Origin of the sequence: Staphylococcus sp. HMSC068C09 (genome assembly GCF_001813735.1) — a bacterium.
Taxonomy (GTDB): domain Bacteria; phylum Bacillota; class Bacilli; order Staphylococcales; family Staphylococcaceae; genus Staphylococcus; species Staphylococcus hominis.
Genome location: NZ_KV813737.1, coordinates 1 through 14,358, shown reverse-complemented (window position 1 = coordinate 14,358; position 14,358 = coordinate 1). Strand labels below are relative to the sequence as shown.

The 14,358-nt window shown below is 30.0% G+C and carries 16 protein-coding genes and 2 pseudogenes; 12 read left to right on the top strand and 6 right to left on the bottom strand.

Annotated features, from left to right (window positions below):
* Positions 1-160: 160 nt before the first annotated feature.
* Together thiC and rarD are read left to right on the top strand one after the other, a co-directional pair.
* Positions 161-1,903 (top strand): phosphomethylpyrimidine synthase ThiC, encoded by a 1,743-nt coding sequence (gene thiC / locus HMPREF2930_RS01515; RefSeq protein WP_017174770.1) that lies wholly within the window; start codon positions 161-163, stop codon positions 1,901-1,903.
* Positions 1,904-2,039: 136 nt separating this feature from the next.
* A complete protein-coding gene (gene rarD / locus HMPREF2930_RS01510) occupies positions 2,040-2,945 on the top strand; it encodes an EamA family transporter RarD (RefSeq protein ID WP_017174771.1) in 906 nt (301 codons plus the stop codon).
* Positions 2,946-3,017: 72 nt separating this feature from the next.
* Here the strand turns inward: rarD and HMPREF2930_RS11720 are convergent, their stop codons facing one another.
* Both HMPREF2930_RS11720 and HMPREF2930_RS11715 read right to left on the bottom strand, forming a co-directional pair.
* Positions 3,018-3,152: a hypothetical protein gene (locus tag HMPREF2930_RS11720; RefSeq protein WP_002449300.1), complete on the bottom strand. Its 135-nt coding sequence runs from the start codon at positions 3,150-3,152 to the stop codon at positions 3,018-3,020.
* Positions 3,153-3,176: 24 nt separating this feature from the next.
* A complete protein-coding gene (locus HMPREF2930_RS11715; protein WP_017174772.1) occupies positions 3,177-3,299 on the bottom strand; it encodes a hypothetical protein in 123 nt (40 codons plus the stop codon).
* 603 nt (positions 3,300-3,902) lie between these two features.
* Between HMPREF2930_RS11715 and HMPREF2930_RS01505 the strand changes: the two genes are divergently transcribed.
* Positions 3,903-4,421 carry an immunodominant staphylococcal antigen IsaB family protein gene (locus tag HMPREF2930_RS01505; RefSeq protein ID WP_017174773.1) on the top strand — a complete coding sequence of 173 codons (519 nt, stop codon included), beginning with the start codon at positions 3,903-3,905 and terminating at the stop codon, positions 4,419-4,421.
* A gap of 49 nt (positions 4,422-4,470) precedes the next feature.
* On the opposite strand, the gene HMPREF2930_RS11495 is transcribed toward HMPREF2930_RS01505, so the two are convergent.
* Positions 4,471-4,635 (bottom strand): hypothetical protein, encoded by a 165-nt coding sequence (locus HMPREF2930_RS11495; protein WP_017174774.1) that lies wholly within the window; start codon positions 4,633-4,635, stop codon positions 4,471-4,473.
* Between the two features lie 326 nt (positions 4,636-4,961).
* On the opposite strand from HMPREF2930_RS11495, the gene HMPREF2930_RS11710 reads away from it, so the two are divergent.
* The 5 genes from HMPREF2930_RS11710 (at position 4,962) to HMPREF2930_RS01485 (ending at position 6,970) form a co-directional block, all read left to right on the top strand.
* Positions 4,962-5,150 (top strand): hypothetical protein, encoded by a 189-nt coding sequence (locus HMPREF2930_RS11710; RefSeq protein ID WP_017174775.1) that lies wholly within the window; start codon positions 4,962-4,964, stop codon positions 5,148-5,150.
* 682 nt (positions 5,151-5,832) lie between these two features.
* Positions 5,833-6,012 (top strand): helix-turn-helix transcriptional regulator, encoded by a 180-nt coding sequence (locus HMPREF2930_RS01495; protein WP_037541680.1) that lies wholly within the window; start codon positions 5,833-5,835, stop codon positions 6,010-6,012.
* Positions 6,013-6,189, top strand: a complete 177-nt coding sequence (locus HMPREF2930_RS11490; protein WP_017174777.1) for a hypothetical protein — start codon at positions 6,013-6,015, stop codon at positions 6,187-6,189.
* Positions 6,190-6,308: 119 nt separating this feature from the next.
* Positions 6,309-6,515 carry a hypothetical protein gene (locus tag HMPREF2930_RS01490; protein ID WP_017174778.1) on the top strand — a complete coding sequence of 69 codons (207 nt, stop codon included), beginning with the start codon at positions 6,309-6,311 and terminating at the stop codon, positions 6,513-6,515.
* Between the two features lie 242 nt (positions 6,516-6,757).
* Complete coding sequence (locus HMPREF2930_RS01485; RefSeq protein WP_017174779.1) at positions 6,758-6,970, top strand: VraH family peptide resistance protein; 213 nt, start codon at positions 6,758-6,760, stop codon at positions 6,968-6,970.
* Positions 6,971-7,621: 651 nt separating this feature from the next.
* On the opposite strand, the gene HMPREF2930_RS01480 is transcribed toward HMPREF2930_RS01485, so the two are convergent.
* On the bottom strand, positions 7,622-8,230 hold the full coding sequence (locus tag HMPREF2930_RS01480; RefSeq protein WP_029376753.1) for a stage II sporulation protein M: 609 nt from the start codon (positions 8,228-8,230) through the stop codon (positions 7,622-7,624).
* Positions 8,231-8,800: 570 nt separating this feature from the next.
* Between HMPREF2930_RS01480 and HMPREF2930_RS01475 the strand changes: the two genes are divergently transcribed.
* Positions 8,801-11,059, top strand: a complete 2,259-nt coding sequence (locus HMPREF2930_RS01475; protein ID WP_017174782.1) for an ATP-binding cassette domain-containing protein — start codon at positions 8,801-8,803, stop codon at positions 11,057-11,059.
* Positions 11,060-11,139: 80 nt separating this feature from the next.
* Positions 11,140-11,250: pseudogene (locus HMPREF2930_RS11635) on the top strand (winged helix-turn-helix transcriptional regulator); the annotation flags it as partial.
* Positions 11,251-11,332: 82 nt separating this feature from the next.
* Here the strand turns inward: HMPREF2930_RS11635 and HMPREF2930_RS01470 are convergent.
* Positions 11,333-11,482: pseudogene (locus HMPREF2930_RS01470) on the bottom strand (alcohol dehydrogenase); the annotation flags it as partial.
* A 526-nt stretch (positions 11,483-12,008) separates the two neighbouring features.
* Here HMPREF2930_RS01470 and HMPREF2930_RS11365 point away from each other — a divergent pair.
* Positions 12,009-12,110, top strand: coding sequence for a type I toxin-antitoxin system Fst family toxin (locus tag HMPREF2930_RS11365; protein WP_000228874.1), 102 nt, complete (start codon positions 12,009-12,011; stop codon positions 12,108-12,110).
* A gap of 139 nt (positions 12,111-12,249) precedes the next feature.
* On the opposite strand, the gene HMPREF2930_RS01465 is transcribed toward HMPREF2930_RS11365, so the two are convergent.
* Positions 12,250-13,458, bottom strand: coding sequence for an ApeA N-terminal domain 1-containing protein (locus HMPREF2930_RS01465; protein ID WP_017174784.1), 1,209 nt, complete (start codon positions 13,456-13,458; stop codon positions 12,250-12,252).
* Between the two features lie 166 nt (positions 13,459-13,624).
* On the opposite strand from HMPREF2930_RS01465, the gene HMPREF2930_RS01460 reads away from it, so the two are divergent.
* Positions 13,625-14,236, top strand: a complete 612-nt coding sequence (locus HMPREF2930_RS01460; RefSeq protein WP_017174785.1) for a recombinase family protein — start codon at positions 13,625-13,627, stop codon at positions 14,234-14,236.
* The last annotated feature ends 122 nt before the right edge of the window (positions 14,237-14,358 follow it).

Here is a 14,358-nt window from a genome sequence, read left to right as displayed (position 1 = left end):
GTCAATTTAACGATGAATCATTTTCTTCATTATGATACTTACATATATTTTCGTATATATTCACTTATTCTTATGCATTCAGTATTAAGCTGAATGCTTTTTTTATGAATCATATAATCAGTGATATTTAGACCCTTCTAGTATTTAGGAGGCAATGTCAATGGAGCAAGAAAAAATCAATTTTAAAAGAACTTTTCCAGCAAGTAAACGTATTTTTAAAAAAGGCGAGGGTAATGATAGTGATATTTTTGTACCATTTCGAGAAATTGAACTTTCTGATACCCAATTAGAACAACGTAGTTTTCAAAATGAACCTGTCGTAGTGTACGATACAGCAGGTCCTTATCATGATGACAGTTATGAGGTTGATATCAATCATGGACTTCCAAAGGTTCGCGATGCATGGATTGAAGCACGTGAAGACGTTGAACATTATGAAGGTCGCCGTATTCAATCGATTGATAACGGTTTTTCAAAAGAAGGCCATAAAAACTATGTAGCTCATCCATTCGAATATCAACCAAGACGTGGCAGTAAAGATACACCAGTTACACAAATGTACTACGCTAAACAAGGGATTATCACTAAAGAAATGAAATTTGTAGCAATTAGAGAACAAGTGGAACCAGAATTTGTAAGGGAAGAAATTGCGAGAGGACGCGCGATTATTCCTAATAATATCAATCATCCTGAATCTGAACCAATGATTATTGGTAAAAACTTCTCTGTAAAAATCAACGCGAACATTGGTAACTCTATTGTGTCTTCATCTATTGAAGCAGAAATTGAAAAATTAGTTTGGGCCACACATTGGGGTGCAGATACGATTATGGATTTATCTACAGGAAAAAATATCCATACAACTCGTGAGTATCTCTTACGTAACTCACCTGTACCAGTAGGAACAGTGCCCATCTATCAAGCGTTAGAAAAAGTAAATGGGGTGGCAGAAGATTTAACATGGGAAGCGTATAGAGATACATTAATTGAACAAGCTGAACAAGGGGTCGATTATTTTACTATTCACGCAGGATTACGTCTTCACTATATTCCATTAACTGTTGATCGTTTAACTGGGATTGTTTCTCGTGGTGGCTCAATTATTGCACAATGGTGTCTTGCACATCACGAAGAAAGCTTTTTATATACACACTTCGATGAGATTTGTGAAATCTTAAGTCAATATGATGTTGCTATTTCTCTAGGAGATGGTTTACGACCTGGTTCAATTTATGACGCTAACGATGAAAGTCAATTTGCGGAGTTGAAAACGTTAGGTGAGTTAACGGATATTGCTTGGAAACATAATGTGCAAGTTATGATTGAAGGTCCAGGGCATATTCCAATGCATAAAATTAAAGAAAACCAAGATTTAGCAGATTTTTATTGTAAAGAAGCACCATTTTATACATTAGGACCTCTTGTAACAGATATTGCACCAGCATATGACCATATTACATCTGCCATTGGTGCTGCTCAAATTGCGAGTCATGGTACGGCAATGTTATGTTACGTGACACCTAAAGAACATTTAGGTTTACCAAATAAAGATGACGTACGTGATGGTGTGGTCACTTATAAAATTGCAGCACATGCAGCAGATTTATCTAAAGGCTTACCAGGGGCAACAGAACGCGACGATGCAATTAGTAAAGCGCGCTTTGAGTTTCGTTGGATTGATCAATTCAACCTCGCTTTAGATCCTGATCGAGCGAGAGAATTTCACGATGAAACATTACCAGCAGAATCAGCGAAAATTGCACATTTCTGTAGTATGTGCGGACCAAAATTCTGTTCAATGCGCTTATCACATGATATTCGCGATTCCTACAAAGAACAACTTGAAGGCATGAAAGAGAAAGCCGAAGAATTTAGAGAAGGCGGCAATAGAATATATCATTAATGATATTGGTAAAGAGGTAGCGATATAAATTGCTACCTTTTTTTTAAAAATTCTTCTAGATATATCCATTTCGTTTAACTACTGATACGATAGAGTTATACATATTTCCAGGGTAATATTGCTAGGAGGGTTTAGCATGGATAATCATGCAGAATTTAAAAAAGGAATTTTATTTGCGTTAGGGGCGCATTTATTATGGGGGATTCTACCTATTTATTGGAGATTCATTCACGGTATTAGCGCATTTGAAATTTTAGCGTATCGCATTATCCTTGCGATGGTTTTTATGATTCTAATGATTTTTATATTAAAAAAATCACAAGCGCTTAAACATGATATCAATCAACTCGTAGCACATCCGATTCAACTGGTTGCGATTATCATTGCAGGTTATGTGATTACGATTAACTGGGGAACGTTCATTTGGGCAGTGTCTAATGGTCATGTGCTACAAACCAGTTTAGGTTATTACATTAATCCATTGGTAAGTGTCTTACTCGCATTTATTTTCTTAAAAGAGCGTTTCAATAAATTTGAAACGTTAGCGATTGTATCAGCCGCAATTGGCGTCATTTACATGACAATGAAGATAGGAGAATTTCCAATTATTTCTTTAATGTTGGCATTCTCATTTGGGATTTATGGTTTATTAAAAAAATTGGTACGTGTTGAAGCGATGAGTGGGATTGCGATTGAATGTATTGTGACAGCACCAGCAGGACTGATTTATATCATTTATTTATGGCAAGCACACCAATCATCAGTCGGTTTGAATATGAGTACATTTTTACTCTTATTTTCTGGAGCGGTGACAGCTGTACCACTTATTTTATTCTCAGCAGGGGCGCGTCGCATTCCACTATCACTGACAGGATTTATTCAATACGTCAGTCCAACGATTATCTTTTTACTAGGTATCTTCGTATTTAAAGAAACATTCGACATCCATCAATTCATTACATTTATCTTTATTTGGATTGGTATTGCGCTTTATAGTATCTCTCAATATATTAAAATGAAACGGAGTCCTAGACCAGAATAAAAAAACAAGCCACCCCTCACTGCTTAATGAGTGAAGGGTGGCTCTATTTATCATCTATAAAAATTATTTAAATTAGCCTAAAGAACCGTTACCAGTTTGGTTTTCATTTTTAAGGTTTTTATAAAAAACGCCAGCAAATACTGCTACGATAGCAATAATACCAATATATTCAGAAATTTTACGTCCTGGTGATTTATATCCAGCCATAATATGACCTCCATTTATTAAGTTTTACGTAGTTAAAGCGTATAGTGAAGTATTCCCGTTTTCAAAATAAAAAAACATGTCCATCGTTAATTTTAATAAAGGTATTGTAGAGTGAACAAGATACATAGCTACATCAATGATCTTCATTATAGACAATACCTCCTTTAAATCTAAGAATCTGCACGACATATTCTTCATTATTTTTATTATTTACATTTCTAGCAATTGATACCATGTCATGACGTTTTTTAACTTTTCATAGGATGACTACTGATATAGAAAGAAGTACCGTTAATAGAATGAAGCAGAAGTATGACAAATAAACATAGGTATTATCTATTAAGTTTCTTCGCAAAGTAAGCAAAATAACTCATCATTATAGCGAAAACAACAGATGAAATGAAACAACGCACAATACCTAGATCTAATTTTAAAAGTCGTTGTGCTAAATAAAAGATTATAAAATAAACGATAAAAAAGTATAGGAAATAACGTATTGTTTTCATTAGTTCTCTCCTTATCAATTAAAATATGTATGATTTAAGGCTAACATGTGTTGAATACAAATTAAAAATAATGAAAGAATAAAAAGTAGAGTAATATTATAAGTATTATATAATTAATTGGATTTTCAATTAATTATATTTCAATAAATTTATATTTTAATTTATAAAAATTTGAATATTTGAGTGTAATATTATATATTAAAGGTGGAAGTTCATTATAATTCTATAAGAGGAGTGATCCATAATGAAGAAATTTGCAAAAGCAATGGTCGTTGGTGGTATTACTTTAGGAACAGTATTAGGGTTTAATGTAACTGAGCATAACGGTGTATCAAATGAAGCACAGGCACAAACACATACGTCACAAGGCTATTATTATCATTATCATGGTTATACAAAGTCAGGTGGCGAATTCGTATTAAATCACACGTTCTATAATGCGTTAAAAGCTGGAAATGTAACATTTAACGGAATTAAAGTGAATGAGCAGTATCAAAACGGTACATCAACAAAAAAAGTATATGACCAAACATTTAATCAAGTCAAAGGCAACACAGCAGCAATGATTGATTTTAAGGTCGCACCTAAAAAAGTAAGCTTAGAACAAGTGAAAGACGTTTACGGAGATCATTATCAATATCAACCATCACTGACTGAGAAACAAACAGATGAAACAAATGGACTATACGGTTACACAGTAGGCAAAGGTCATATTACATTCCATGTTACGGATGGCTACGTGGATCATGTTACTGTGTCATAATAAAAGATATAAAAGAACAGCACCTCATCGCGAGGTGCTGTTTTTTGTGTTAATCAAGTATATTGATGAATGTCATAATGAAAGTTAATATACAAGCAATGATAATGACTAACTTTCCTTTTTCTGTTTTCTCATGTCCATGTTGGTACTCTCGTAAAACAAACAACCATGAAATGATAACTAGCAATCCTAAAACAATACTAATAAATTTCATGTAATGATCTCCTTGTATATCTAGAATTCTTGTTTCAAACATAACGTGATTTAAAATAACAATCAACTATCATTTTTGTACAATTACAATGATGATAAAAGGCATTATGATTGTTTATTATAGCTGAATTTTTAAAAGTATGATTAGAAAGCTACGTATATAATTTGTTAAAACTATAATTTAAACATAGCTAAGACACCTATTTATATTCTAAGTTTTTACATATGAGAATAAAATATAATTATACAAATAGTTTTAGAAATAGATTAATATAAAATGTTAACCTTAATATATAGATAAAAAAATATTATTAAAGGAGGATATTCATGAAAGGTTCTATCTTTTGGAAGAAAGCATTTATTCCTGTGTATTTCATCGTGGCTTTCTTATTGTTTCTTCTTTTTAAATTTTACATACAGACTGATAACTTTTCTATATACATACTCATTTTTATTATAGCCAGCTTTGGAATAGCATCTGTGATTTATAATTCTAGAAATAAATATTGGAAATGATAAATAAAGATATCATCTAAGAAGTTAAATATCTTAGATGGTTGTGAGGTTTTCATGATGAAAAAGTATTAATTATAGCATTAATTAGTACTATATTATTAAGCGCATGGTCGATAAACATTACACAGATTGATGAAATCGAGAGGATAAGGATAAGAAACAGACACAAGAATCACATAATAATAAAAACCATAATCAACATACTCTGCGAAAGAGATATTTAAAATTTAAATTATGTTTGTGAAAAAGTTTTGCTGGAAAAGAAGGCTTCATTTTGAAATTTATTTTATATTTCGTATATTTCTTTGTTTCTTTTTTCATTTTAAATTTGCTACTTGATTTAGTGATATCCATCCTTGATTTTGATGTATATCCAAGTCTTATTTCTACATTGTTTTTTGCAATATTTATGACTCTATTTATTTATGTTTTAAAAGGAAATAAAAGTAAAAAATAAAATGCACATTTATGACAAGAAAATTTGTTTTGTGTTGAGAAGAACCCTTAACTAAATTTGCAGACGAATGTCGGCATAGCGTCGTGAGTTATCGAAAAGTTTTAGGTTTGTTTAGGATTCCTAGGCTCAATGTTAACAAAGCAACGTAAGGTTGCGAATATAGTAACTAAAAGTATCGTGAATTTTACTAATTTTAAGTATAAGTTTTATTTGTGAGGTGAATTTATGGAACTATCAAATGTGATTAAAAATTACAGAAAGTTAAATAATTGGTCTCAAGATGAATTAGCAGATATTTTAAATGTTTCGAGACAGAGTGTATCTAAATGGGAAAGTGATAAAAATTATCCTTCGTTAGATATTTTGGTTGTTATGAATGATTTATTTGGTGTTACTTTGGATTAGTTGGTTAAAGGTGATATTGAATTAAAAAAACAAATACTGAATGGCGATTATCATGATGGTGCTTATAAACGATGTCCAACTACTATGGCTGGATTTTTAGCTGATTATTGGTGGACTATATTTCCAGTAGGTGGCTTTTTAGTTTGGGCTTTTTATGCGATTTCTTGGAATTTTTAGTTGATTTAATTTCTTTGATATATGGAATAAAGCAATCTTGAGCATAACAATAATGTTCGCTTTGATCTTTTTTTCTTTGTTACCCTTAGTGTAAATAAAACTTGTGGAGGTTAGAAGTTATGATTTTAGATATTTTAGGTTATGTATTTGGGATAGGTTTTATTGTATTTGGAATTTCAGCGTTAGTGTCATGTGGGTCTGAAGTTTATAAAGTTATAAGTAAAAATAAGGAAAAAGGGAATTATAAAAAAAGTTTTTATTTTGCTGGAATGGCGATCATTTGTGCAATAGCTTTGATTATTATGGCTAGTGTTTTTATATTTTAGAAACGAGTTGAAAACGAGTTTCTTTTTGTCTTGATACATATATAAATAACGGTCTTTTCTAAAAATAGGGATAGATACTGATATATCAGCGTTTATTACTGGTTTTTGCGTTTTAAGAGCTATAAATTTATTTTTATATAAAACCCATAAATAATCTAAAAAGTATTTTAAAATTGTAAATAAGGGTATTTTAAATTTTAAAAAGGTTTGGGATAAATTTTGTAAGAAGGAGTGTTTATATTATGTCGATTAAACAAATATTGGATTATCTTTTAAATAAAAAGTGGGGTTGGGATGATTTAATTTGGATATTTTTTGCGATTGTTATAGCAAGTATGTTTACAACACCATTATTAGGCGTTCCAATTGGGATTGTAGTTTATTTTTTATTGTTTAATATTAGTGATGAAACTAAAGAAGAAGCAAAAAAGTATGATTTGAAAAAGAAAAAATAGAACATACATTTATGACGAGAAAATTGATTGTTGTTGAGGCGTCCCTAACTAAACTTGCAGACAAATGTCAGCATAGCAAGAGTTATGAGGCCGACCATTCGATAAGTTTAAGGATTATTAAGGATTCTGAGGATCAGCGTCAATAAAGCAATTGGAATAAAGCATAAATTTTGAAATAATATAAATATCAAGAGGTGATTTATTATTCAAAATAACAGGTTTGATATTAATAAGCTCAGTACATTTCATCGTATTTCGTTTATTATGAATATTTTCTTTTTAATTTTTATGGCTCCAATTTATAGTCTTGATAATATTTATTTATCAGTTGCTTGGACTATTTTGGGTTTAATAAATGGTGTTTATTTAATAGTTAAACAAAGACATGGAAATACTAATAAGCATATTTGATGTACTGATAAAAAAGAGCCTAAACACGGGCTCTTTTTTATTTTGAACATTTTTCACATAAAACTTTTTGACTTTTAGCCCAACTTTTTAGATTTGTTACGCCATTAAGATTTTTTGAATTTGTGTGTATTGCTATATTTTCGTTTTTGTCGATTTCTTTTTCACAATGACTGCATTTTAATTTTTCAAGAAACATAAAATGACCTCACTTTTTGCGATTTTGTATTCTTTTGATTGTATTTAATTCATTAAATTTAAGAGCATATCAGCTATATATGTTTCAGTAAATGCTGCTAAAATGACCAATGGTAAACAGACGAATAAATATGCTTTTAATAAATTAATTAAACTTAGTTTGAAAGAGTAGTTTTGCTTTTTTTCTTTTCTGAATAGATTGGTTATTTTTCTTAAAATTGATTTATTTAGCATATAAAGACCACTAGTAAATATACAAAAACTCATCATTTCCAAAGTGTAATGAGGTATATAAGCGATTAAGCTAGTTAGACCTTTGTAAGTATCAAAATGGATGAAAAAACCGAATAGTATGCCAGGAATAATAAGCGATACTATTAAATTTAGAGTATATAAAAATGGTATGGGTATTAAAGCTAACAAAAGCATTTGTATTGGTACATGAAAGCCATTGTTTTGTATAAACCCCCAAACTTTTTTTAGTCCCTGCGTTTTACTAACGCTTTCAGGTGAATTGGATCCTAATTGTTTTATAAATTCTTCTGAAGGATGAAAAAATAAAGCGATTGGAATTGTTACTAGTAATAACATTGTTGATAATATAAAGATTTTTATTGCTCTTTTAAAATAATTTTGATCTTTAATATTTAGCATGATTAACCCTTTCTTTTTGTTTTTTGAAACGAGTGTCATGAGTTTTTCTTATCCCGATAATTAATAACGTTATAATAGAGAGTCCTATATGTTGAATTGTATTTTATTTAAAAGTTCTATAAACATTTGAAGTACTGACATCTATCTTTTAATATTTGATATAACTCATTTTTACATAGCTCCTGTTTTTAAACAATACTGACAAATGAGTCATATTTTAAATTTTATAATTCTATTTATATTAATATGTTCGTAGATGACAAAAATTTCAGTATTAACAAATATTAACGCTATTGATATAAATATAGTGTAATTGAATTTTGAAAACATTTTTATATTACTCGTTGATATTGTAAATGTATGAAAACAAGAACAGCCGCAGTTTCCTAATTATGACTCTGGAAGCTATGGACCTAAAGAAAGTGAAAAATTACTTAGTGAAGACGGATTGAATTGGTGGAATAATTTGTAATATAAAAGACTTAAAGTTGTCGTCTTTTGAATGAGTAGTTAATCATTGATTAATATGCAATAATCAATGTTATAAGGATTATAAAGGGAGGATACTTAATGGATTTTATTAATATTACAGGTGCTTCACAAAATAACTTGAAAAACATAGATGTAAATATCCCAAAACACTTAGTAACCGTATTTACAGGACGTTCTGGTTCAGGGAAATCATCTTTAGTGTTTAATACTATTGCTGCGGAATCTGAACAGCTACTAAATGAAAGTTATTCCAGTTATATCCAATTTCATTTAAATCAACAACCTAGACCGAAAGTGAAAAAAATTAAAAATCTTCCTGTAGCAATGACAATTAATCAGAAAAGATTCAATGGGAATTCTCGCTCTACGGTAGGAACAGTTTCGGATATATATGCCTCCGTTAGATTACTGTGGTCTAGAATAGGCGAACCGTTTGTTGGCTATTCAGATGTATATTCCTTCAATAGTCCTAAGGGCATGTGTAAAACTTGTGAAGGATTAGGATATATTGAAGACATTAACTTAGATGAATTGCTAGATTGGGATAAGTCTTTAAATGAAGGTGCCATAGACTTTCCTTCTTTTGGACCAGATAAAGAGCGTGGTAAAGCCTATCGAGATAGTGGTTTATTTGATAATAATAAAAAATTGAAAGACTATACAAAAGATGAATTAGAATTATTTTTATATCAAGAGCCAATGACGTTAAAAAATCCTCCTAAAGAATGGAGAAAGTCAGCTAAATATGTAGGGCTAATACCTAGATTCAGTAGAATATTTTTAGGCGATAAAGAATTTAATAAAAAACGCTATGCCAAACATCTTAAAAATGTAGTAAATAATAAAATATGTCCTACATGTAAAGGTCAACGTTTAAACTCGAAAATATTAAGTTCTAAAATTATGAGTAAAAATATTTCTGATTTCACACAAATGACAATTAAGGAAAATTTAGAGTTTCTTAATAAATTAGAGGATCCAACAGCTAAATATATTATTGATCCTCTCAAAAAGCAGTTAGAAGCACTAAAATATATTGGATTAAGTTATTTAACGCTTAACCGTGTCACAACGACATTATCAGGCGGTGAAGCGCAACGTCTTAAATTAATACGTCATTTAAATAGTTCTTTATCGGATTTAGTTTACATTATAGATGAACCAAGTGTTGGTTTGCATCCGGAAGATATAGCTAAAATCAATGAAATTTTAAAATCTTTAAAAGACAAAGGCAATACTGTGTTAATTGTTGAACATGATCCCGATGTTATTAAAGAAGGGGACTATATCATAGATATGGGACCAGGTTCAGGAAAAAATGGTGGTGAAATCACATTTGAAGGAACATATAATGAATTACTCTCTTCAAATACTTCGACAGGTAACGCATTACGTCACAAACATAATTTAAAAGAGAATATTCGTGAAGCGAACCATTTTTATAATATCGGTCCTGTGACACAAAACAATTTAAATAACGTAAAAACGTCTATACCTAAACACGTATTAACAGTCTTAACAGGCGTTGCTGGTTCAGGTAAGAGTACCCTTGTTAAAGCAGGTTTTGAAAATAATGACCATACCATCTTTATTGATCAAAAAGCAGTTCAAGGATCTAATAGATCTAATCTGTTAACGTATTTAGGTGTTTTTGATAGCGTAAGAAGCTTTTTCAGTAAAGAAACAGGCTTAAATAAAGCTATGTTTAGTTATAACTCAAAAGGTGCCTGTCCAAATTGTGGTGGAAAGGGCTACATTAAAACGGAACTTGCTTTTATGGGTGATTTTTCACAGACATGTGAAGTTTGTCATGGTAAACGTTATAAACAAGAAGTATTAGATGCTACCATAGATGGGTATTCAATCGCCGATGTTCTCGATTTGACGGTTGACGAAGGTATTATTTTCTTTGATAAAAAGAATGATATTAAGTCAAAATTACAATCTGTAAGTAAAACAGGTTTGAATTATATGTCACTTGGACAACCTTTATCCACTTTGTCTGGTGGAGAGATTCAACGCGTGAAACTAGCACAACATTTAGATGAAGAGATAAAAAATAGTATTTTTATTTTTGACGAACCAACCACAGGCCTACATGAATCGGATATCCCTATATTGATGGAGTGTTTTGATGATTTAATTGATCAAAACAATACAGTTATTTTGATTGAACATAATTTATCGATGATGTGTGAAGCAGATTGGATCATCGATGTCGGTCCAGGCCCTGGGTTGGATGGCGGAAAGGTCCAATTTAGTGGAACACCTAAAAACTTTATTGATAGTTCAGAAACATTGACATCTAAACACTTGAAACGCTATATCAATCAGTAGAAATAGAAGAGTTGGATGAGTTTATATTTATTATATTCATTCAACTCTTTTCTTATCATAGATTCTTTCAATATAGAAATATTGAAAGAATTGTCTATCCAGTAGTTCCACCAAAAGTTGAGTATAAGTTAACAAACATAGGAAAAACACTCGATAAAGTAGTTTATGCAATTTGTGATTGGGGGGGATGAATTTCTGGAAGAAATTTCTAAATAGAAAAATGTTAAAATTTAAATATATAGGTAAAAGACGCCTCAACTTTGAACGAGTTATTCAAAGTAAGGCGTCTTTATCTATATAGTATTGTGGTTTTAAAATAACTTTAATAGTATTATCTTTTTTTTGATCAAAGATGTCATAAACTTCTTTTACATCTTCTAACGGCATAGTATGAGTGATAATTTCTGTTGGATTATTTACTTCACATACTTCCATATTTTTATATCCTTGATAAGTAACTGATTTCATACAATCATCCTCTTTTAGCAAATATGCGCCTGTTATTAAAATACAAACTCAAACGAGTAAATTAAGTAATTATTATTTTGTGTTAAATATACATAATTTACATATAAATCATGTGAATTTATTGAATATAATCATCTTTTTTTGAAAATAGTATCTATAACAAAAGGAGGATATTCCCCATTCATTCACCATCAAATTTATTTTCTTATACGCCTCACTATCTCAGAATATCAATGTAAATAATTTTTCTATTATTTACCCCAAAATAAAGTTTGAAAGTATATATATTAATATTACTCCAACAATGATTTTGAACCATATAGAAGAATTTGAAAAAATACAAGGAAAGAGAAAAACAGAAAATAATACATAATTTAACTTATCGGAAGTTATATGTAACTCATCTAGTACAGATGATATAATATACAGGTCGCCTATCTCTCAGGCGTCAATTTAGACGCAGAGAGGAGGTGCATATTAGATGGTCGAAGCTCTTGTTCACATCACGACCACAGTCATCAGTGGTTGTATTGTTGCGTTATTTACGCATTGGCTACGTACACGTAACAATAAGAAAAAATAGGCGATATTAGCCAACACCTAAAAACCCCCTCACTACTCGCAATAGTGAGGGGGTTGGTGCATATAATGCACGAAGCTCTTGTTATCTAAATTATAACACTGGTTAGTAGTGGAATGCAAAATAGTTTATTGATTACTAACTAGTGAGTGATCTTTAATAAAGATACTATTTCACTAGAGGGAATGCCTATCTTAAACATTATAAAAGATTTATGAAGTTGAAGAACAAAATTGGAGATATTAAATATATTATCTTTTTGATATGTAGGTTTTTCTGATGGTGGAAAATAATGAGAATAATAATGTCTATAATCCTTCAAATAATCATGTAACTTTTCGTCATAATTAACAATGCTTTTTAAATAATTTTGTAACTCGTTATCTAATGAGTGAAATAAATCTTTATATCTATCTATTAAAATGATTTGCTGATTTGATACGAGCCTTCTATGCAAACCTTCATTTATTTTTAATAAGTCAACTAGATAATGTTCAATAAATTTTGGCGTATACATTAACTTAATATAATTTGAAAATATATCTTGAAACGAATCATGATTATTATAAAAAAAAGAATAAATATTTGATAAATATTTATTAAGGAAATCTTTTGTAACGTACGTAATTTTTGTTTTATGGTGCTCCTTAAAATTGAATGGTAAATCTACAAAAACCCTAAAAGCTTCTTTTTTAGAATACAATATGATACTTTCAATTTTATGTTTTTCATTAGTTATAAAGCTAAAAATGTAAGCAATATTAAGGGCATCTGAAATACATTTATCACTAGTTAAATTGTTTTTATACTCAAATTTTAGTGAATTCTCATATTGAAAGGTGATTTCGTTAAATCTAGTTCTTTTACGATTTATTTTACAAGCTGAAGAAAGACGAACTTCATTCAATGAAATTATTTCTTTCTTTAGATTAGCTTTATCGATAGAAATAGTATATTCATTATTTGTTTGATCCCTTTTAATATCAAATGGTATGTGATTTATATTTTCTTTTAGACCACTAAATTTAACACTTATGCTATCAAAAGTTTTAGGAATCTCTGTATGAGAAATAGATACCCAAATTTGAGTGAATAAATACTCATATTCGTTACTTCCTGGAAAATTTATAGTATGCCTCGATAAAATGCCGTTTCTAAGATACAATGTTTCTCCTTTTGCAGTAATAAATTGGCATTGGTTTATTCTTTCTTCATAATCCATATCAGTATTAAATAATAATTGATAATTACTACCATCACTTTTTAAAATTCCAGCTTCCTTAAAATCAGATATAATTAATGTTCCAGATATTTCAAAAGTATCAGTATTACTAATTTTTTTTAATTTCATTAATAAACTCCTTGCTTACCAATATAAAATAGTATTTATATTATATCATTTAATTTCAGAGTGTATGTGCTTTTAGAGTACACCCTAATCATACAAAATGAATTGTTGAAATTACAGCAATTAAAATGTATGATTAGGGTGTATATTAATTATGAGGTGAAACTAAATGATTGTGGGCTATGCGCGGGTATCATCAGTAGATCAAAATTTAGAAAGACAACTTGAAAATTTAAAAACATTTGGTGCTGAAAAAATTTTTACAGAAAAACAATCAGGTCCATCTATAGAAAACAGACCCGTCTTTCAAGAAGCATTGAACTTTGTGAGAATGGGAGATCGTTTTGTCGTGGAATCAATTGATCGTTTAGGTCGTAATTATGATGAAGTCATTAATACCGTTAATTATCTTAAAGAGAAAGAAGTACAATTGATGATTACCAGTCTACCAATGATGAATGAAGTCATTGGTAATCCATTATTAGATAAATTTATGAAAGATTTAATTATACAGATATTAGCAATGGTTTCAGAACAAGAAAGAAATGAAAGTAAACGTCGACAAGCTCAAGGGATTCAAGTTGCGAAAGAGAAAGGCGTATATAAAGGACGACCTTTATTATATTCTCCCAATGCGAAAGATCCTCAAAAACGTGTTATCTATCATCGTGTTGTAGAAATGTTAGAGGAAGGCAAAGCGATTAGTAAAATTGCGAAAGAAGTGAATATTACAAGACAAACTGTTTATAGAATTAAACACGATAACGATGATTTGTTTTAATAAACGGTTTTTCAATGCAAATGAGAGCTTCTCACAGCGTCTGAAAACTTATGGTGATCAATTATTCTGAGATTTTAATATTAAAACAAGAGGTTCTGTTGCAAAGTTGAATTTATAGTATA